20 protein-coding genes and 1 riboswitch are annotated in these 18,523 nt (G+C 61.2%); of the genes, 10 read left to right on the top strand and 10 right to left on the bottom strand.

The window, feature by feature from the left end:
- Positions 1–25 precede the first annotated feature (25 nt).
- Positions 26–1,342 (bottom strand): serine hydrolase, encoded by a 1,317-nt coding sequence (locus V6607_RS19135; RefSeq protein WP_134326847.1) that lies wholly within the window; start codon positions 1,340–1,342, stop codon positions 26–28.
- 233 nt (positions 1,343–1,575) lie between these two features.
- Between V6607_RS19135 and V6607_RS19130 the strand changes: the two genes are divergently transcribed.
- Positions 1,576–3,669: an EAL domain-containing protein gene (locus V6607_RS19130; RefSeq protein ID WP_102604784.1), complete on the top strand. Its 2,094-nt coding sequence runs from the start codon at positions 1,576–1,578 to the stop codon at positions 3,667–3,669.
- Here the strand turns inward: V6607_RS19130 and V6607_RS19125 are convergent.
- Complete coding sequence (locus tag V6607_RS19125; RefSeq protein WP_087694167.1) at positions 3,647–4,513, bottom strand: LysR family transcriptional regulator; 867 nt, start codon at positions 4,511–4,513, stop codon at positions 3,647–3,649. The two genes, V6607_RS19130 and V6607_RS19125, sit on opposite strands and share 23 nt — an antisense overlap.
- Before the next feature lie 92 nt (positions 4,514–4,605).
- Here V6607_RS19125 and V6607_RS19120 point away from each other — a divergent pair, with 92 nt between their 5' ends.
- The gene (locus V6607_RS19120; RefSeq protein WP_087694166.1) at positions 4,606–5,160 is read left to right on the top strand and encodes a DUF4865 family protein; all 555 of its coding nucleotides are present in this window, start codon (positions 4,606–4,608) and stop codon (positions 5,158–5,160) included.
- A gap of 40 nt (positions 5,161–5,200) precedes the next feature.
- Here V6607_RS19120 and V6607_RS19115 read toward each other — a convergent pair whose 3' ends face one another.
- Positions 5,201–5,929 (bottom strand): CbtA family protein, encoded by a 729-nt coding sequence (locus V6607_RS19115; RefSeq protein ID WP_032899583.1) that lies wholly within the window; start codon positions 5,927–5,929, stop codon positions 5,201–5,203.
- A gap of 15 nt (positions 5,930–5,944) precedes the next feature.
- A complete protein-coding gene (locus tag V6607_RS19110; protein WP_003208073.1) occupies positions 5,945–6,157 on the bottom strand; it encodes a CbtB domain-containing protein in 213 nt (70 codons plus the stop codon).
- Between the two features lie 31 nt (positions 6,158–6,188).
- Positions 6,189–6,328: riboswitch (cobalamin riboswitch) on the bottom strand.
- Positions 6,329–6,355: 27 nt separating this feature from the next.
- Between V6607_RS19110 and V6607_RS19105 the strand changes: the two genes are divergently transcribed.
- Genes V6607_RS19105 through V6607_RS19095 form a run of 3 tightly spaced genes read left to right on the top strand, consistent with a single transcriptional unit; the run spans position 6,356 to position 8,465 of the window.
- A complete protein-coding gene (locus tag V6607_RS19105) occupies positions 6,356–6,919 on the top strand; it encodes a histidine phosphatase family protein (RefSeq protein WP_003208075.1) in 564 nt (187 codons plus the stop codon).
- Positions 6,920–6,977: 58 nt separating this feature from the next.
- On the top strand, positions 6,978–7,733 hold the full coding sequence (cobF, locus tag V6607_RS19100) for a precorrin-6A synthase (deacetylating) (protein ID WP_003208076.1): 756 nt from the start codon (positions 6,978–6,980) through the stop codon (positions 7,731–7,733).
- Positions 7,734–7,745: 12 nt separating this feature from the next.
- Positions 7,746–8,465, top strand: a complete 720-nt coding sequence (locus V6607_RS19095) for a dienelactone hydrolase family protein (RefSeq protein WP_003208077.1) — start codon at positions 7,746–7,748, stop codon at positions 8,463–8,465.
- A gap of 146 nt (positions 8,466–8,611) precedes the next feature.
- Here V6607_RS19095 and V6607_RS19090 read toward each other — a convergent pair whose 3' ends face one another.
- Positions 8,612–9,190, bottom strand: a complete 579-nt coding sequence (locus V6607_RS19090; RefSeq protein WP_177069037.1) for a hypothetical protein — start codon at positions 9,188–9,190, stop codon at positions 8,612–8,614.
- A gap of 72 nt (positions 9,191–9,262) precedes the next feature.
- Positions 9,263–11,071, bottom strand: coding sequence for a monovalent cation:proton antiporter-2 (CPA2) family protein (locus V6607_RS19085; RefSeq protein WP_102604789.1), 1,809 nt, complete (start codon positions 11,069–11,071; stop codon positions 9,263–9,265).
- Between the two features lie 359 nt (positions 11,072–11,430).
- On the opposite strand from V6607_RS19085, the gene V6607_RS19080 reads away from it, so the two are divergent.
- The 3 genes from V6607_RS19080 (at position 11,431) to V6607_RS19070 (ending at position 13,107) form a co-directional block, all read left to right on the top strand.
- Positions 11,431–11,796, top strand: a complete 366-nt coding sequence (locus V6607_RS19080) for a type II toxin-antitoxin system RelE/ParE family toxin (RefSeq protein ID WP_003208083.1) — start codon at positions 11,431–11,433, stop codon at positions 11,794–11,796.
- A complete protein-coding gene (locus tag V6607_RS19075; RefSeq protein WP_003208085.1) occupies positions 11,789–12,094 on the top strand; it encodes an XRE family transcriptional regulator in 306 nt (101 codons plus the stop codon). The genes V6607_RS19080 and V6607_RS19075 overlap by 8 nt, the downstream gene beginning before the upstream one ends.
- 116 nt (positions 12,095–12,210) lie before the next feature.
- The gene (locus V6607_RS19070) at positions 12,211–13,107 is read left to right on the top strand and encodes a LysR family transcriptional regulator (RefSeq protein ID WP_236260825.1); all 897 of its coding nucleotides are present in this window, start codon (positions 12,211–12,213) and stop codon (positions 13,105–13,107) included.
- Here V6607_RS19070 and V6607_RS19065 read toward each other — a convergent pair.
- Positions 13,097–13,498 carry a RidA family protein gene (locus V6607_RS19065; RefSeq protein ID WP_003208087.1) on the bottom strand — a complete coding sequence of 134 codons (402 nt, stop codon included), beginning with the start codon at positions 13,496–13,498 and terminating at the stop codon, positions 13,097–13,099. The genes V6607_RS19070 and V6607_RS19065 overlap by 11 nt on opposite strands.
- A 181-nt stretch (positions 13,499–13,679) precedes the next feature.
- On the opposite strand from V6607_RS19065, the gene V6607_RS19060 reads away from it, so the two are divergent.
- Positions 13,680–15,233: a DUF726 domain-containing protein gene (locus V6607_RS19060; RefSeq protein WP_008437056.1), complete on the top strand. Its 1,554-nt coding sequence runs from the start codon at positions 13,680–13,682 to the stop codon at positions 15,231–15,233.
- Between the two features lie 41 nt (positions 15,234–15,274).
- Positions 15,275–16,594, top strand: a complete 1,320-nt coding sequence (locus V6607_RS19055; protein WP_087694160.1) for an Nramp family divalent metal transporter — start codon at positions 15,275–15,277, stop codon at positions 16,592–16,594.
- 10 nt (positions 16,595–16,604) lie between these two features.
- On the opposite strand, the gene V6607_RS19050 is transcribed toward V6607_RS19055, so the two are convergent.
- The 3 genes from V6607_RS19050 to V6607_RS19040 form a co-directional block, all read right to left on the bottom strand.
- A complete protein-coding gene (locus V6607_RS19050; RefSeq protein WP_003208092.1) occupies positions 16,605–16,982 on the bottom strand; it encodes a type II toxin-antitoxin system VapC family toxin in 378 nt (125 codons plus the stop codon).
- A complete protein-coding gene (locus V6607_RS19045; RefSeq protein ID WP_003208094.1) occupies positions 16,979–17,350 on the bottom strand; it encodes a type II toxin-antitoxin system Phd/YefM family antitoxin in 372 nt (123 codons plus the stop codon). Before V6607_RS19045 ends, V6607_RS19050 begins: the two co-directional genes overlap by 4 nt.
- A 138-nt stretch (positions 17,351–17,488) precedes the next feature.
- Positions 17,489–18,421, bottom strand: coding sequence for a LysR family transcriptional regulator (locus tag V6607_RS19040; protein WP_023658922.1), 933 nt, complete (start codon positions 18,419–18,421; stop codon positions 17,489–17,491).
- Between the last annotated feature and the right edge of the window lie 102 nt (positions 18,422–18,523).

Below are 18,523 nucleotides of genomic sequence, written 5' to 3'. Positions count from 1 at the left end.
GTTTACTCCACGGTAAGAGAGACGGTCAGTGTGGCTTGGACATTAAAAAAGCCGCCATGGCTGCATAAGCGGGCAAGGTCACCCCATCATTGGCGGCGTTGCCGGCCACCGGGTGAGAGGCATAGCGAACAATCGCCATTTCGGCCTTGGGGTCGATGTAGATGCTCTGGCCATGCACCCCGCGGGCCATGAAGGCGCCGTCGGGATTGTGGGTTACCCACCACATGTTGCGATAGCTCCAGCCTTTCAATTGAGCGTAGCCGGCCTGGGCGAACGCCTGCTTGTCGCCGCCCTGGCGAATATCCGTCACCACGTTTTCGGGCACGATCTGCTGGCCATTGAAGCGCCCGCCGTTGCGCAGCATCTCGGCAAACCGGGCCAGGTCCCGCAGCCCGGTGTTCAGGCCGCCACCGGCGAAGGGTGTGCCGATGGAGTCGACGGTGAAGTAGGCGTCCTGTTCGGCGCCAAGCCGACTCCAGATGCGTTCGCTGAGCAGTTGCGCGACGTTGCGCCCGGTCGCGCGGGCAATCACCCAGCCGAGTACGTCGGTATTGACGGTCTTGTAGCCGAAGGCACGCCCGTGTTCGCCACGCTGCTTAACCGTTTGCAGGAACTCGTAGTAGCTGCGCGGCCCGGTGTAGTCCTTGGGTTTGGGCAGCGGGTTGCCGGCCTGGGCGTGGGCCCAGACTTCGGCATTGGGGTCGGCATACTCTTCGCTGTAGTCCAGGGCGGTGGTCATGTCCAGCACCTGGCGCAAGGTGGCGCTGCCAAAGGCCGAACGGCCGAGTTCGGGCACGTAGTCGACGATCTTTTTCTGTGGGTCCAGGGTGCCATCGGCCACCAGCATCGCGCCCAGGGTACCGATCACCGATTTGGTGACCGACATGGCCGCGTGTTGCCCATCCTCCTTGAGCACCCCGAAATAACGCTCATAAACCACCGTGCCGCGATGCATCACCACGATGCCATCGGTGTAGGTGGCGTCCAGGGCCTGGCGCCAAGTCAGCGGCTGGGCTGCACCCACTGGCTGCACGGGGATTGCATCGAGTGCCGGGTCGAGTTTGCGTGGCAATGCCAGCGGTGCGCCGAGCCCGCGGGAGACGTTAACCGTGGGCATCAATTGGCGAAAGTTGGCGACACTCCAGCGCATCGCCGGGAAGCTGAAATAGCTGCCGTCTTCAAAGCGTACGGTGCGGTCGGCCGGTGGCGGTGCGCCGACCATCCATTGCAGCCTGGCCGGGTCGCTGGCCTGGGCATCGGCGAAGGTCGGGGTGGCGGCGCCGGCCAACGGGCTGGTCAGCCCAAGCAGCGCACAGGCCATGAGGGGAGTGAATCGCAGCATCAGTCGAGTCCGTTCGAGGGGTGCGTCGTTTTTTACGACAACCAGTGCGCCAAAGGATGGGCCAACCCGAGCCAATCGACAAGCAGCAAGCCCCTGCGGTGATTCTGAATAAATGCGCCAGGGGCGGCAAAAGCCTTTCGCTTGCGGTGTCAGGGCGTGTAGCGTTACCCCGTGATAAGGCGACAGCCAGGTGTTATTTTGCGACCCTGGCATCAGGTACCGAGGGACAGGTGATGGCGCAAACGCTGTTCAAGCTTTTCTTCACCCAGCGGCTGGCGGCCCTCGCCAGTACCGAGTCGTTGCGGGCCATACGCGAGGGGCTGTTGTGGATCCTGCCGTGCCTGCTGGTATCGGCCGGTTTCCTGATCCTGTCCGAATGCGCCCGAGTGCTGGGTTTCGACCCTCAGGTGGTGGCCTTCCTGGCGGGGTTGCACAACCAGATCAGCTCGGTGATCCCGCTGCTGGTGGCAGCCTCCATCGGTTACATGCTCGCGATCCAGCACCGCCTGCCGCAACTCCCGGTAGCGTTCCTGTGCCTGGCCCATGTAGTGATCGCCACGTTTGTGCTGCGGGATTTTCCCCGAGCCTCGGCGACCTTCGTGTTGTTCATCGCCATCGCCTCACCGCTGATCAATGTGCCCGCCATCGCCTGGCTGCATCGGCGTCGCTGGACGCGGTTGATCAACGAAGACCTGGTGGGGCACAACCTCAAGGGCACCCTCAATATGGTGGTGCCGGGGGCAATCACGGCGCTCGGGCTGGTGCTCGTGCTGTCGTTGCTGTTGCAGATTCCGCAGGTGGCACAGCTTCAGGGGCCGCAGGTACTCGATGCATTGGAGACGCCCTATGGCAGCGGCCTGTTTGTGACCCTGATGAATTCGCTGCTGTGGTTTTTCGGGATCCATGGGGTCTACGCCATGCAGCCGTTTTTTGATGTGCTGGACCAGGCGGTCGGGCTCAATAATGCGGCGGTGGCCGCGGGCGAGCCGGTCAAATATCTACTGAATGGCGGCTTGCTGGGCAGTTTCGCGTTTATCGGCGGTTCGGGTGGTGCCCTGTGCCTGCTGCTGGCGATCCTGCTGTTTTCCAAAAGCCGGTCCATGCGATTGGTGGCGATGGCGAGCCTGCCGTTGTCGTTGTTCAATGTCAGTGAAGTGCTGTTGTTTGGCTTGCCGATCATTCTTAACCCGCGGCTGTTCATTCCCTTTCTGGTGGTCCCGGCGTTCAACGTGATACTGGCGTTGATGGTGGTGCAGATTGGCTGGGTGTCGCCTGCGGTGGTGAGCGTGCCATTTACCGCGCCGGTGTTGCTCAACGCCTACCTGAGCACCCACGGCGATCTCGCGGCAGTGTTGCTGCAGGTGGTGTTGCTGGGGGTTGGCATGCTGATCTATGCGCCCTATGTGCGCGCGATCAACCGCCAGGCCACGGAGGGCGGCACGGTGTATTTGAAGTCGCTGGACATGACCTTTCGCGGCCTGGAAGAAAAAGGCCGCTTGCTGGAGCTGGACCCGGTGATGGCGTCCCACAAGGCCCAGGCGCGCCAGGTCAGCGAGTTGAGCCATATCCAGCAGATCAGCGACTACGAGTTCTACCTCGAATTCCAGCCGCAGATTTCCACCCGGACCGGGCTATGCACCGGTTGCGAAGCGTTGATGCGGGCCCGGGACGCCGAAGGTACGGTGCATTCACCCTGGGAGTTCCTGCAATGGCTGGCCCATGCCAGGTTGATGCCCGACGTGGATGTGTGGGTGGCATCCCAGGCTGTGCGCCAGTACCAGAAGTGGCAGAAGGTCGGGTTTACCTTGCCGATGACGATCAATATCTCCAGCGCCACGCTGACTACCCCGGCGTATGGTGATCGGCTGGTGGAGATACTGGCCCAGGCCCACGGGCAGGTTTCGGTGGAGATCACCGAGGATGCGCTGGTGGGCGATATCCAGGGCACGCGGCAGATGATCGAGAAGCTCCAGGCGATTGGTGCCAAGGTGTATATCGACGACTTCGGCACCGGATTTTCAGCGCTGAGTTACCTGCACCAGTTCCCCGTGGATTTCATCAAGATCGATCGCAGTTTCGTGGTCGCCCAGCATGATCCAAAGGGCGCCCAGGTGTTGACCGGGATGCTGCGGTTCTGTGAGGCGCTGAACCTCGGGGTAGTGGTGGAAGGCGTGGAAACCGCCGAGCAACTGGCGTTTTTGCAGTCGGGCTCGGAGCTGATCATCCAGGGCTGGTATTTCAGCAAGGCGCTGCCGGGCGATGAACTGGAGCGGTTCGTGCGCGGGCGGTATACCCAGATGCAATCTAACGCTCCAGAACCCCTCTGAAGGTTGCGCTCAACGCTCGCAATGTCTCGCGGGAGCGGCCGTCGCTGATGCGGCTATGCAGCACGATTTCACTGACGGGCAATGCCGGTAATCCGTACTGTTCGCTGACGTCCACGGCGCCCGCCGGCGCCACTCGCCGGGCCAGCGCCGCCACACCCAGGCCGGCGCTGACTGCCGCACCCACCGCCATTACGCCGCCGCCGACAAACACTTCGGTCCAGTCAATCCGCGCCTCATCCAGCGCGCGTACCGCCAGGTGTCGCACGCCGCAGGGCGAGGCCATGGTTGCCATGCGCAGGGGCGTGCCGGGCGTGTGCTGCCAGGTAGGCGCGGCGAACCAGCCAAAGCGCTCCACCACCAATACCTCACCGTCCTGGCGATCGCCTTCGTTGCGCACGATCACCGCGTCCAGTTCGTTGCGGTCGAACGCCGCCACCAGGTCGCGGGACGATGCAATCCGCACCTCCAGGATCACCAGCGGGTCATAGGCGGCCAGGCGGCTGAGCCACAGTGGCAGGTCCGGCCCGGCCACGTGGTCGCTGATGCCGATCACCAACCGTCGCGGGGCGCCATTGCCCATGTCACCCAACGCCCGTTCGTGGGCATTGAGCAGCGCGCGGGCGGCGACGATGAACTGCTCGCCCTGGGGCGACAGCCGCACATGCCGCGGTGTGCGCACCAGCAGGCGATAACCGAGGCGTTCTTCCAGGCGCTTGAGCTTGAGGCTGATGGCTGCCTGCGAGGTGTCCAGTGCCTGGGCCGCGCGGGTGAAACTGGCGAAATCGGCGACCAGGACGAAGGCGTGCACGGTGTCGATATCCAGCGGCTTGAGTGCGTCGGTCATTTCAATTCCTTATCACACCTATATCCGGTGATATCTTGCTGAAATCATTGGCGCTGCGCAAGCTGGACACTCATCTGAACAGGAGCGCCATGATGTTTGCCAAACAGTATTCACACCGCTTGCCAGCCGATTACGACATGGGTGTCATCCGTGAGCGGGCCGCTCGCCTGGGGCCGTTGTGGGATCATGCCGAGGGTTTGCTGTTCAAGGCGTTTATCGCCCAGGAGAGAGGGCAGGGGCCGGGGGTGGGTAACCTGTATTCGTCGGTTTATCTGTGGTCGGATCCTTTGCAGGCTGCGGATTTCTTGCTCGGCGAGCGCTTCCAGAAGGTCCTCGACAGTTTTGGCCAGCCGCACATTGAGTCCTGGTTACCGCTGGATGTGCAGCGAGGTCCGGCGCAAGACGCCTTGAGCCTGTATCGGGAGGAGTGGGCGCTGGCGCCGGGGGCGGACCGCGGGCAAATCCTCGCCGCAGAAAAGGCCCGCAACCAGCAGCTCGCGGACAGCAGCGATAACTTCGCGGTGTTTCTGGCGCTGGATGTGCAGGCGTGGAAGCTGGTGCGAATTACCTTGTCGGCCAAGGCGCTGGATGTGAACCATCCGGGCAATGGCTACGAGGTGTTCTACCTGGCGCGGCCCGGGGTGTGAATGCCGGTAGCCGCCGATTCGTCGGCGGCTACCTGTACCGTCAGGAGTTGAGACGCGCCTGAGGCTGGCTCAGCTTGCGCTCGGCCACGGCGCCGAACACCAGGCCCAGGGTGGTCCACAGCACCAGTTGAATCCCCAGGGAGGCCACGCGGAATTTCCACAGCAACACTGCCGAGAACTGTTCCGGCACTTCGTTGATGGTCGGGAACAAGCTGCCGGCCACCGACACGATCACGATATACAGCGCCACACCGAGGATCGCGCCTGCCCATAGGCCACGGCTGGCAATCAGCTTGCGCGCCGCGTTGATCGCAATCACCGCAGCCGCCACCGACACCAGCAGCATCAGGAAGAACAGCTTGGTGCGTTGCGCGATGGTGGCCGGGTCGCCCACCGATGGCGGGTTGGCCGGATACTTCAGCCCCGGCACCACGATGATCGTCACAAACGCCGCCAATGCCAGCAGCGCTGCCAAGCCACGGGGGCCGACCTTGCCGATGCGGCCCAGGGAGTAGGCGAACACCAGGGCGAAAATGCCACCCAGGGAGACGCTGTACACCACCACGCCGGTGAACAGGCCGAAGGTACTTTGTACTTCGCGGCTCACCAGTTCCTCTTCCGGCGCGTCGCCGTGCATCTGTGCCATCTGATCTTCGAAGGCGATGGCCTTGTCGATCTGCGGCTCACCAAAAGTCTTGGCGAAGCCGAAGGCCAGGATGCCGGCGAGCAGGCCCACCAGCATCCCGCGAACGAGTAAATGTCCTGTCATGTCGTCACGCTCCAATCAATGGCAGGGGAAACCCAGCAGGTGGCGACCGTCATGCACAAACTCATGCACGTACATGCCTTTGAACACGGCCGTCGCGCCTTGCTCGGCGCCGACGAAGTAAATCGCGAGCAACAGCAGCAGGCCGCCGAAGATCGCCCAGGGCAGGATTTCGCCCAGGGGAATGGACGGTATTGAAACGTCGGAGCCAGTTGCAGCGGTATAAGCCATGAGAACCTCCAGGGATGACGCGTCCCGAAATGGATAGCGAGTTGGCTGAAACAGGGTCTGGCTTACGGCTAAAAGGCCGAATACAGTGGCGCGACCGCGCCGGCATTGAACCGGCTTCCTGTTGCAGAATAGTTGAAACATGTTGAAACAACTTCGCAAGTCTACGCTGACTGCACCTTAAAACCAGAGCGATTTGTCATGCAGGCCACCCGTTTGACCCTTGTTGCCCACGCCAGCACCCGTGCCCAGAAACAGGCACGCTTTGCGCTGGATGAGTCGGTGGAGATGGACTGGCAGCAGGCGGCGCTTTCCCAGGGGCAACGCTTCAAGCGTGCACCCCGGGTGCTGTGCGGCCCGGAGGCGCGGACCCGGCAGACGGCGGCGCTGTTTGCCGACGATGCTTTGGTTGAAACAGCCCTGCGCGATTGTGATTTTGGCCGCTGGCAAGGGTTGGCGATCGAGGAGGTTCAGCAGGCCGAACCCGAAGCGCTTCAGGCCTGGTTGACCGACAGCACCTCGGCGCCCCACGGCGGCGAGTCGGTAGTGCAACTGTGTGAGCGGATAGGACAGTGGTTGCAGTCCCTCGAGCAATCCCCGGGGCATGTCGTGGCGGTGACGCATCCATTTGTGATCCGCGCAGCGCTGCTGCATGTCATGCAATGCCCACCCGCCATGTTCAACCTGATCGACGTGGAACCGCTGTCATCCACCGAGTTGCGATTCAATGGGCGTTGGCGCCTGCGCCTGGAAACTCACGCCTGACGTCCCGAACATGGCAAAATCCGTTCCCCGCACCGAGACCACCCATGAAGACTTTCCCATGAAACGCATCCTGATCATCGGCATTGGCGCCGGCAACCCTGACTACATCACGATGCAGGCGGTCAAGGCGCTAAACCGCACCGACGTGTTTTTCCTGATGGACAAGGGCCAGAGCAAGGACAAGCTGATCGACCTGCGCCGGGAAATCTGCGAGACCTACATCACCGATCACGCCTACCGCTTTGTCGAGGCCGATTGCCCCGAGCGGGTGCGCGGTGATATCGACTACACCACCGCCGTGAAGGACCTGAACCGCGACAAGCAGCAGACCTTCGAACGGATGATCAATGAAGAAATGGCCGACGGCGAAGTGGGCGCATTCCTGGCCTGGGGCGACCCCGCACTGTACGACAGCACCATTCGTATCCTGCAGGCGATCCTCGCCAGCGGCAGCTGCGAATTCGAGTTTGAAGTGATCCCCGGGATCACCAGCGTCCAGGCGTTGGCGGCGCAGCACAAAGTGCCGCTGAACCGCATCGGTCGCTCCATCGAAATCACCACCGGGCGCCGGTTGGCGGCGGGGCAGGCGAGTGATGCCGACACCCTGGTTGTCATGCTCGATGCCGAAGATTCCTACCGCACCGTGGCCGATCAGGACCTGGATATCTACTGGGGCGCCTACCTGGGCACACCGGATGAAATCCTGATCAGCGGCAAAGTGGCCGAGGTTGCCGAAGAGATTGAACGTGTGCGCAAGGCGGCGCGCCAGGCCAATGGCTGGATCATGGATACCTATTTGTTGCGCAAACCCTAGAGGTTGATGCTCATGCTCAAACTGATTGCCCTGACGGTGGCGCTGTTTACCGGCGCCGCACAGGCCGAAGACGTATTGCACACCGACCTGCCGCTGCCTTACCTGGAGCAGACCCAAAGCGATGCGCGCAACGAGCCGCTGGTGATCTTCCTGCACGGTTATGGCAGTGACGAGGCCGACCTGTTCGGGCTCAAGGACCGCTTGCCGTCGACCTGGACCTACCTGTCTGCACGGGCACCGATGCCGGTGGAGGGCGGTGGTTATCGCTGGTTTCGCAAGAAGCCGGGCGATGGCGATTTTGATGGCGAGACCGCCGACCTGCAGAGCAGCGCCAAGCTGATCGAGGCCTTCGTCGCCCAGGCCACCACCAAGTACCACACCCAACCTGAGCGGGTGTTTCTGGTGGGGTTCAGCCAGGGTGCGATCATGTCGTATGAAGTCGGGTTAAGACATCCCGAAACTCTGCGCGGGATTGCGGCGTTGAGCGGCAGCCTGCTGCCGGTACTCAAGGCCGAACTCAAGCCGGATGCGCCACTGGGCAAGCTGGCGATTTTCATCGGTCACGGGACGCTGGACCAGGCGCTGCCGTACTACTCGGCAACGCGGGCCAACGAGGTATTGCAGGGGATTGGCCTCACCCCGGAATTCCACGGCTACCCGGGGATGATTCATACCGTCGGTGAGGCGGAGTTGCTGGACTTGAAGCAGTGGCTGGAAAAGAGCCTGCGTTGAATCCTGCGATGTGAGCGCGATCAAAAATGTGGGAGCGGGCTTGCTCGCGAAAGCGGTGGGTCAGTTAATACCTGTGTTGACTGAAACACCGCTTTCGCGAGCAAGCCCGCTCCCACATTGGATTTTCATTGCCAGATTAAAACCGGTTATTTACCGCCAATAATCTGTTTCACCAACAGTGCATGGCCTTTCTCGTCATCCGCCCGGGAAATGGCCTGCACCACCAATTGGTGGCTGCCGGAGCCCGTCAGGAAGGTGGAACTCAGTGTCTTGCCACCGCCCATGGTCGCGGTGCTGTCGACCTGGCGCAAAGCCAGGCCTTTCACGGTGAGTTTCTTCTCGGCGCCTTTCTTGAAGTCCGGCAGGGCGGCGCTTTGTTCCTTGACGAAATCCGCCACGGCACCGTCGAGGAACTGCGGGTCGTTGTCCTTGATCAGGCCGGCGACACTCGGTTTTTCGACGACGAAGATCACGCTTTTGGTGGCCTGGTCACTGTACATCGTGCCGCTGGCGCCTGCGGTGCCGTGCTCGGCATCACCGGCCGGCAGTGGGTCGGCCAGGTAGGACTTGGGCAGGTTGAAGCTGAACTTGCCATCCAGGGTGGAGATGGTCTGGGTGGCGGTCTTCTGCGCCGCTGGCTTGCTGGCGGCGAGGACTTGGCTGGCGCCGAACCCGGCGGCCAGCGCGAGGGCCAAGAGGGCTGCGGTCTTGCTGAGGGTGGCCATGAAGCTCTCCAGGGATGAACGAAATTGCGCCGTATTCTGTCAGAAAATTCGCAAGATCGTTCATCTCCATCCCTACACCTTGTCGGACTCTTCCTCGATCCGGTCCATCTCAAACAGCCGTGCCAGTTCCGTCCGGGCTTCCTGGGCAGACTGCATCACCTTGGCCGCGTCGTCATACACGGCGTGTTGGGCCGCCAGCAATTGCAGGTCATGGTTTTTGAAGCGGCTGATGCGCGCGTCGGCCTGGGCCTGGGTCAAGCCAAGGCCCACCAGGGTGCGGCGGCTCATTTCCAGGCTGGAGTAAAACGTCTCGCGCACCGGTGACGCGTCGAGGTCCACCAGGCGGTGCACATGCTGGCGGTTACGGGCGCGGGCGATGATCTTCATGTGCGGGTAGAGGCTGCGCACCAGCGCGGCGGTCTTGATGTTGATCTCGGGGTCGTCCATGGCGATCACGAAAAACTCGGCCTGGTCGACTTTCGCTGCGTGAAGGATTTCCGGGCGCTGCGGGTCGCCGTAGAACACCGGCATGCCGCCGAAACTGCGGGTCAGTTCGATGGTTTCCACCGAGGTGTCGAGGGCAATGAACGAGATGTTCTGTGCCCGCAGGATCCGCGCCACGATCTGCCCCATGCGGCCCATCCCGGCGATCACCACCCGTGGCGCATCGCTTTCGATGGCACGGTATTCCTCGGGCACTTCCACCGGCTTGGCCTTGGGCTTGAACAGCTTCGGGCAGAGCAACAGCAGCAATGGCGTCACGGCCATGGACAGGGTGATGGTCAGCACCAGGATGTCGTAGAGGTGCGGCTCGAACAGGCCCTGGTCGCGGCCGATCTTGAACACCACGAATGCGAACTCACCACCGGCTGCCAGCACCACGCCCAGGCGCAGCGCGCTTTCAGGGTTCAGGCCGCCTGCCAGGCGACCCACGCAAAACAGCAGCGGCAACTTGATGGCGATCAGCAGCAGGGTCAGCCCCAGCACGATCACCGGCGCGCTGAACAGCAGGCTGATATTGGCGCCCATGCCCACGCTGATAAAAAACAGACCCAGCAGCAGGCCCTTGAACGGTTCGATCTGCGATTCCAGCTCATGCCGGTATTCGGAGTCTGCCAGCAGCAACCCGGCGAGGAAGGCGCCGAGGGCCATGGACACGCCCACCAGCTCCATCAGCCATGCGGTGCCGATCACCACCAGCAACGCGGTGGCGGTGGAGACCTCCCGCAGGCCGGTCTTGGCGACGATGCGAAACACCGGCCGCAACAGATAGCGCCCGCCGATGATCACCACGGCGATGCTGCCCAGTACTTCCAGGCCGTGTCGCAGGCCCTGGGAGGTGGTGGCGGGATGATCGCTGCCCGCGAGCAGCGGCACCATGGCGATCAACGGGATGGCGGCGATGTCCTGGAACAACAGAATCGCAAAGGCCAGTCGCCCGTGGGGCTGGTTGAGTTCCTTGCGCTCGGCGAGGCTTTGCAGGCCAAACGCGGTGGAGGAGAGCGCCAGACCAAGGCCCAGCACAATCGCGCTGTTCCATGATTGGCCAAACACGAACAGCGCGACCACGCCGATCACGGTGCCCGTCAGCAACACCTGCGCCAGGCCTACACCGAACACTGCCTTGCGCATCACCCACAGACGCTTCGGTGACAACTCCAGGCCAATGATGAACAGCAGCAATACCACCCCAAGTTCGGAAAACTGGCTGACGCTTTGCGGGTTGCCCACCAGGCCCAGCACCGATGGGCCGATGATCACTCCGGCCAGCAAGTAACCCAGCACGGCACCCAGTTGCAGGCGCTTGGCCAGGGGCACGGTCAGGACGGCAGCGAGCAGGAATACAACGGCCGCTTGTAACAGGTTGCCTTCATGGGGCATTGGGAACTCCGGGATCGTTTTGCTGAATCAACAGGTTTTACTGTAGGAGCGAGCTTGCTTTGCAGGTCCCAAGGCCTTCGCCTCCGGGTTCATTGGATGTCGTCCGGTTCTTTCGCGGCACTCTCCAAACTATTAATACCATTTATTTCAATGAGTTTTATGCACGTGGCGGTCGGGATCATCCGTGGTGCCGGCGCTATGGTCGTGTCTTCAGCCGCGCGAAAGGGTGGTTTTTTATGGGCTGAGCATTGTGCGGGAATAATCTACAAACACTTTTCCGGGACAGACGGAAGCCTGTACACGCCAGGAACTCCTACAGTTATGCTCTTGAGTTTATATTCCATGGATGGCATATTTGCATGAGTTGGGACGTTGAATACACGGACGAGTTTGGAATCTGGTGGGGCGGTCTGGATGCAAAGGAGCAATCCTCAGTATCGGCCAGTGTGGATTTACTGGGCCTTCTGGGGCCAGGCCTTGGCTTCCCCCACAGCAGTGACATCAAGGGCTCCAGGCATGGCTGCCTGCGAGAGTTGCGGGTGCAACATGCCGGGCGGCCTTACCGCGTCCTGTATGCATTTGATCCGCGCCGGTGTGCCTTGTTGCTGATTGGCGGGGATAAAACCGGTCGAGGCCGGTGGTATGACGAATACGTCCCGCTGGCTGAGAAGTTGTATGACGAACATTTGGAAACACTGCTTAAAGAGGGCCGTCACCATGGCTAAAAAATTCAGTGAGCTGCAGGCTCGCATGACACCGCAAGCCCGGGCCGATGCAGAGCGCATCTTCCAGCAACACCTGAAAGAAATGCCCCTGCATGAACTGCGCAAGGCGCAACAGATGAGCCAGGATACGCTGGCCAAGGCGCTGAATATCAATCAGGCGGCAGTGTCCAAAATGGAGCGGCGTACCGACATGTATATCAGCACGCTGCGTAACTATATCCGCGCCATGGGAGGAGAACTGGAGATTGTCGCTACGTTTCCTGATGGCCAGGTAAAGATCGAGAACTTTGCCCACTGAGTCATCCGCTCCGTCAAAGCCCGGCCATGCGCCGGGTTTTCTGTTCGCTGAATGCCTGGCGTCATTGTGCAGCTTAATGGACAATACTCGCCATTCTCGCCCCATCGGACATCAACGTGAACCAACTTCTCGCCATGCGTGCCTTCGTCCGTGTCGTCGAAACCGGCTCCTTCAGCCGCGCGTCCGACCAGTTGGCACTGCCGCGTTCCACCGTCAGTAAACTCATCACGGACCTGGAGAAGCACCTTGGCGTCAAGTTGATGCATCGCACCACCCGTGCGCTGGCGGCGACGCCGGAGGGGTTGGAGTACTACAGCCACGCGCTGTGCCTGGTGGCGGAACTCGATGAACTGGACAATGCCCTGCGCGGGCAGAAGCTCAAGCCCGGCGGCCACCTGAAAGTGGATGCGCCGGCGTCCTTTGCCAATTGCCTGCTGATCCCGGCGCTGGTGGATTTTCATCGTGAGTACCCTGAGATCACTATCGCCCTGGGCATCAGCGACCGCGCCGTGAATATCGTGGGGGAGGGTGTGGATTGCGTGCTGCGCGCTGGCAAGCTCGATGACATGGCAATGATCGCCCGCAAGGTTGTCGACCTCGAGTACGTCACTTGCGCGGCCCCCGGCTACCTGGAGCGCATGGGTACGCCCGTGTCTCCCGAGGACCTCGAGAAGAACCACCTCAAGGCGGGGTATTTCTTTGCCGGGTCGGGTAAGCCGGAGCCGTTGATTTTCGAGAAGGGCGCGACTCGGTATGAGGTAGGCAACTGCGCGTTTTCCACCAACGAAGGCAACGGCCTCAAGGAAATGCTGCTCGCCGGCCTGGGCGTCGGGCAGCATTTCAAGACCATCGTTGACTACTACGTAGAGGCAGGCCATTTAGTCCCGGTACTCGAAGACTGGACCCGGCCCGCCACGCCGTTGCACATCATCTATCCACCCAATCGCCATCAGAACGCCCGGCTGAAGGTATTTATCGACTGGGTGATCGAGCGGTTCGGCGTCAGGCAATAATCGCTGTCACGCGGATTTCAATGCGCATTGCCGGCAGCCCCAGGGCTTCTACTCCCAGCTCAGTCCAGATGGGGGCGTGATTGGGCATGTAATGGCGGTACCACTTGACCATCTGCTCGTTCACCTCCGGCGGGAAACCTCCCACGTGGTAGGAATTGACGTGTACCACATGCTCCCAGCCGGCGCCGGCTGCCGCCAGGGTGCGTTCGAGGTTTTGAAAGGCCAGGGCGATCTCGTCGGTGAGGGATTCGGGAATCTGGAACTCGTCATCCCAGCCGCCCTGGCCCGAGGTTTCGACGCGGTTGCCGATTTTGACCGCCTGGGTGTAATGCAGGGTTTCGCGTGCAATGTCGCCGTAACCGGGTGTGATGAAAAACTCGGGCTTGCTCATGGTGTTCCTCGGTTTCAGTGGTTGACCCGACAAAGGTTAATGGACTGAATCTGCGAACAAAATCCGCGTTTTTTGTCATCACTGTGCAGCGATATGGATAGTCCGAGTATCAGTTTTTCACATTCCCGTAGCCCGCCCTTTGTTACTATCGCCCTCCGTCGTCGCCAGGAGTCACCGTCACATGCAACACCAGTGGGATGAAATGCACCGCACCCGCAAGCCCACGTTTGTGTTGTGTGGCGAGCCCCAGGGGGATGTGCTCAATCTCTACGTGCATGGTTATTCGGCGTTCTTCAACCAGCAACAACTGGGTAGTTTCTCCCGGCAACTGGCAACCATCGAAGGCTCCACCAACCTGATGCTGTTCTGGCCGGCAGGGCATTTCCTGGAAAACCTGTTTGCGCCGTTCAAGGATGTGATTACCTCGATGTTGGGTGGCGGTAGCCTGGGTGCCGCAACCATCGGGGTGGGCAAGGCGATTGCCTATTTCCTCGACCACTACAAAAGCGTCGAGGCGCGGGTGGATGAGGTCGCCAAAAGCCTGCTGCCCGAATTGGCCAACTACCTCCATGGCGAGTCGATCAAGGTGCGGCAGATCAACCTGATCGGCCACTCCCTGGGCGCGCGCATCCTGGTCAAGAGCCTGCTGGCCAGCCCTGAGGTGGCCCGTGAGTTGCCGCTGAACAACCTGCTGCTGATGGGCGGTGCGATTTGTACCTCCAGCCCCTGGGACCTGGTCTCGGCGCCGCTCAGCGGTCGGGTGATCAACTGCCACTCGAGCAAGGATTGGGCGCTGGCGCTCAAGCCGGACACCGAGCGCTGCATCGGTCGTTATGCGATCCCGCTGACACCGGCGCTCAAGGCCAAGGTCGCCAACGTGCACCTGGCCACGTTCGACCACGCCGCGTATTGGCCGCAACTGAAGACGGTGGTGCAGTACACCGACCTGCTGCAGGAACGCCGGGGCATGATCCGCGCCGATCAACGCAGCAGCGAAGTGCGCTTTGCGGAAGAGGATGTCGAGCTGTTCCCGCTGCTGGTGCAGGCGCGGCCGGAGGAGTTGCAGTTTTTCGCCGAGCTGATGGCGCAAAAGCGCAGTGCCTCTATCGACGCCACCGTGCGCGAGCCCTTGAAGCTGGCCATCGAGTTGCAGCGCATGGGCGGCGACACCTTTATGAACCTGGCCCGTGGTCATGGCGTGAGCTATCGCGAAATCGCCCAGGACGTGGCGCAGCGGGTGGGTATCAAGTTTGATCAACCGATCGAGAAAGTGGCCCTTGCTGATCTGGAACTGCAGGTTGCCGAGCGGCTGATCGAGCAATACAAGGACAAGCTCAGCCAGGCTGATCGCCAAGTGTTCGAGGCAGAGTTGAAGGCCGCGGCACAAAAGGAACAGGGTTTTTTCAATCGTTTCGATGTCGGGCGCTCAGCCACCACTGCCCTCAGCGGGACCGCGCTGGCCGGGTTGACCGGGTTTATCCTGCGCCGGGGCGCGGCCACGGCCATTCCGGTGGTGGGGCAGGCGCTCGCGGCGGCGATGCTGCTGGTGACCGGCGTGCGGGCGTTTTCCGGCCCCGCGTATTCCATCACCACCCTGGCGGTGCTGGTGATCGGGGTGATTCGCGAGCGCCTGGAGCGTGAAGCACTGAACCAGGAGATGGATCTGGTGGTCCAGGTGGTAGAGGCATTTGATCTGCCCCGGGAGACGGTGATGCGTACCGTTGCGTCTGACTGATAAGCTGCGTTCACGTCTTGTGTGAAAGCCTGGTACCCCGCGTGAAATTCAGCCTGCCCAAAATCGCTACCGCCCCGTTCTGCCCGCCGGAAGTCGCCGGCTCCATCGTCGTTGATCCCCGTGCCTCGTTTTTCAAACGTGCGCTGATGTTTGCCGGCCCTGGCTTGCTGATTTCCATCGGCTATATGGACCCGGGCAACTGGGCCACCGCCATCGAGGCCGGTTCGCGCTACGGCTACAACCTGTTGTTCGTGGTGCTGCTGGCGAGCCTGGCGGGGATGGCGGTGCAGTGCCTGTGCTCACGGCTGGGTATCGCCACCGGCAAGGACCTGGCGCAACTGAGCCGCGAGCGCTACAGCCGGCGCTCGTCGTTCGTGCAGTGGATCCTTGCGGAAATCTCGATCATCGCCACCGACCTCGCCGAAGTCCTCGGCTGCGCCCTGGCGTTTCACCTGTTGCTGGGCGTGTCACTGACCACCGGGATTGTCATCACTGCCTTCGATACCTTGCTGATCCTGGCCCTGCAAAATCGAGGCTTCCGCCGGCTGGAAGCGATCATGCTGGCACTGGTGGCGACTATCGGCGTGTGTTTCTTCATCGAGCTGGTGCTGATCAAGCCTTACTGGCCCGACGTGTTTCGTGGTTTCACCCCGTCGTTGTCCGCCATCAGTGATGCCGCACCGTTGTACCTGGCCATTGGCATACTGGGGGCCACGGTGATGCCCCATAACCTCTACCTGCACAGCTCCATCGTGCAAACCCGGCTGGTCGGCAAGGACCTGGCCAGCCGCCAGGACGCGGTGAAATTGGCGCGTATCGATACCATCGGTTCCCTGTCCCTGGCACTGCTGGTCAACGCGGCAATCCTGATACTGGCCGCCGCTGCGTTCCACCAGACCGGCCACACTGATGTGGTGGAAATCCAGGACGCCTATCACTTGCTCGACCCGCTGGTGGGTGGCGCGTTCGCCAGCGTGCTGTTCGGTGTTGCGCTGTTGGCTTCGGGCCAGAGCTCCACGTTCACCGGCACCATTGCCGGGCAAGTGATCATGGAAGGCTACCTCAACCTGCGCATTCCCTGCTGGCAGCGACGCCTGATCACCCGTGGCCTGGCGCTGATCCCGGCGTTCCTCGGGGTGTGGCTGATGGGGGATGATGCCATCGGCAAGCTGCTGATCCTCAGCCAGGTGGTGTTGAGCCTGCAGTTGCCGTTTGCGTTGTTTCCGCTGATCCGCATGACGGGTGACAAGCGCCTGATGGGGCCGTTCGTCAACAGCTTGCCTACGCGGCTGCTGGCCTGGAGCTTGTTTGTGGTGATCAGCGGGGCGAATGCCTGGCTGATCGGGCAGTGGTTGTTTTGAGCGAAGTGAATTAAGTCAAAACGGCCAATGATGTGTATTTCGCCACCATCGGGTCGGCTGTCACTAACTTCATCGGCTCAATGATAGCCGTTGCAATGATGAGCCGATCAAACGGGTCCCTGTGATGGTGTTCAAGGTCCTTGACCGCGATGGCGTGCTCCGAGGTGATGGGCAGTTCCACGTAGCCGCTTTCCAGGCAGTATTCGCGAATTTCGTCCAGGTTTACGTTGAGCTTCCCGAGCCCGACCTTTATCGCCAGCTCCCAGAATGTGGCGGCACTGACGTAAATTTCAGCCGCGTTCTCGATCAGCTTTCTGGCCTTCGCTGGCAGTTTTGGATCATCGCTCAGGGCCCAAAGCAGGATGTGGGTATCCAGCAGTATTCTCATGGGTGGTTTCCCTCAAACGCATCCAGCATGTCGTCTGGCAATGGCGCATCGAAGTCATCCGGCACCACCAGTTTGCCCTTCATCGCGCCAATTCGCCGGCCTGTCGGTTTCCCGACAGGAACAAGGCGAGCCATCGCCCGCCCATGCTTGGCTATGGTGATGATTTGGCCGGCGGCGGCATCATCGACCAGTTTTGATAAATTATTTTTTGCTTCACCCAACGGTACGGTAATCATTTGGTCTTCTCGAGGTTTTGGCCAAATATAGCCAAAATTTCGTAAGCAGGCAAAGATCAACCGACTGCTGGCGGAGGGTGATTTTTGCGGGGACGATTGCAGGTTTCCGAACGGGTAATGACTGGCATCCATGACGTCTCTCCTGAAGGAATTCCTCGAAGTCTGCCCGAGTGCAAGCGGTTTTTGACCCGTGTTGTGGAAAATCAGATCGGACTTACTTGAAGGGGGATTTTTCCCGACAGTGCGGGCCGAATAGTTTCCCACAGTTGCTCAACGGTCCCAGTAAGGCACTGCCCCAAAACACTCGACGAAGTAATCAATCACGGTCCGCACCTTCAACGACAGCCGCCGGCTACCCGGCCACAGCGCAGCAATCTGTTGCGGCTCCAGGGTCGTCGCCACTTCATAGTCGCTGAGCACCGCCTGCAGCGTGCCGGCGCGCAGGCCTTCACCGATCAACCATGACGGGAACACCACCAGCCCCAGGCCTTGTTCGGCAGCGTGGGTTAGGGTGTCGGCGTGGTTGCCGGTGATCGGGCCCTTGACGCTGTAGGACGTCCAGTCGCCCTGGTCCCGGCGGAAGAACCAGCGCTGCTGGCCGGTGACGCCCTTGTAGGCCAGGCACTGGTGGTTCACCAGTTCGTCCGGATGCCGGGGCGTACCGAAACGCTCCAGATAGCCGGGGCTGGCAGCGAGACGAAAGCGCTGGGGGGCGAAGATTCGCGCCTGCATGCCGGAATCGTTCAGCACACCGATGCGAAACAGCAGGTCTGTGCCGTCTTGCAACGGGTCGACGTAGGTGTCGGTTTGCTGGATATCCAGTTGCAGCTTCGGGTAACGCCGACACAGCTCCCCAAGCCACGGCGAGAGGTGGCGTTGGCCAAACACCATCGGCGCATTGATGCGCACCAGGCCGCTGGGTTCGCTTTCCTGTTCCTGCAACGCTTGGCCGGCGGCTTCCAGTTGCTCCAGCATCAATCGCGCATGCCGGCCCAGCAGGCGACCGGCTTCGGTAGGGCTGACCGCACGGGTATGGCGGTACAGCAACTGTTGGCCCAGGGCCTGCTCCATCAACTGGACCTGCCGGGAAATGGAGGAGGGCGCCAGGCCTTCGCGGCGTGCGACTTCGGAAAAGCTGCCGTAGTCCAGTACCGCGACAAACAGGCGAAGCGCCTTGAAGCTCAGTTCGTTCAAACCCTGCATCATCACTCCATGCTGTGCGTATTGCGCAAAGGTGTTATCGGTATGCTCCCATTTATCGCACAGCAGTGCCACCGGATAATACGCGCCATTGTTCCTCTCTCT

Source organism: Pseudomonas sp. KK18, from assembly GCF_037094675.1.
Taxonomy (GTDB): domain Bacteria; phylum Pseudomonadota; class Gammaproteobacteria; order Pseudomonadales; family Pseudomonadaceae; genus Aquipseudomonas.
This window is presented reverse-complemented; position numbering and strand designations above follow the sequence as displayed.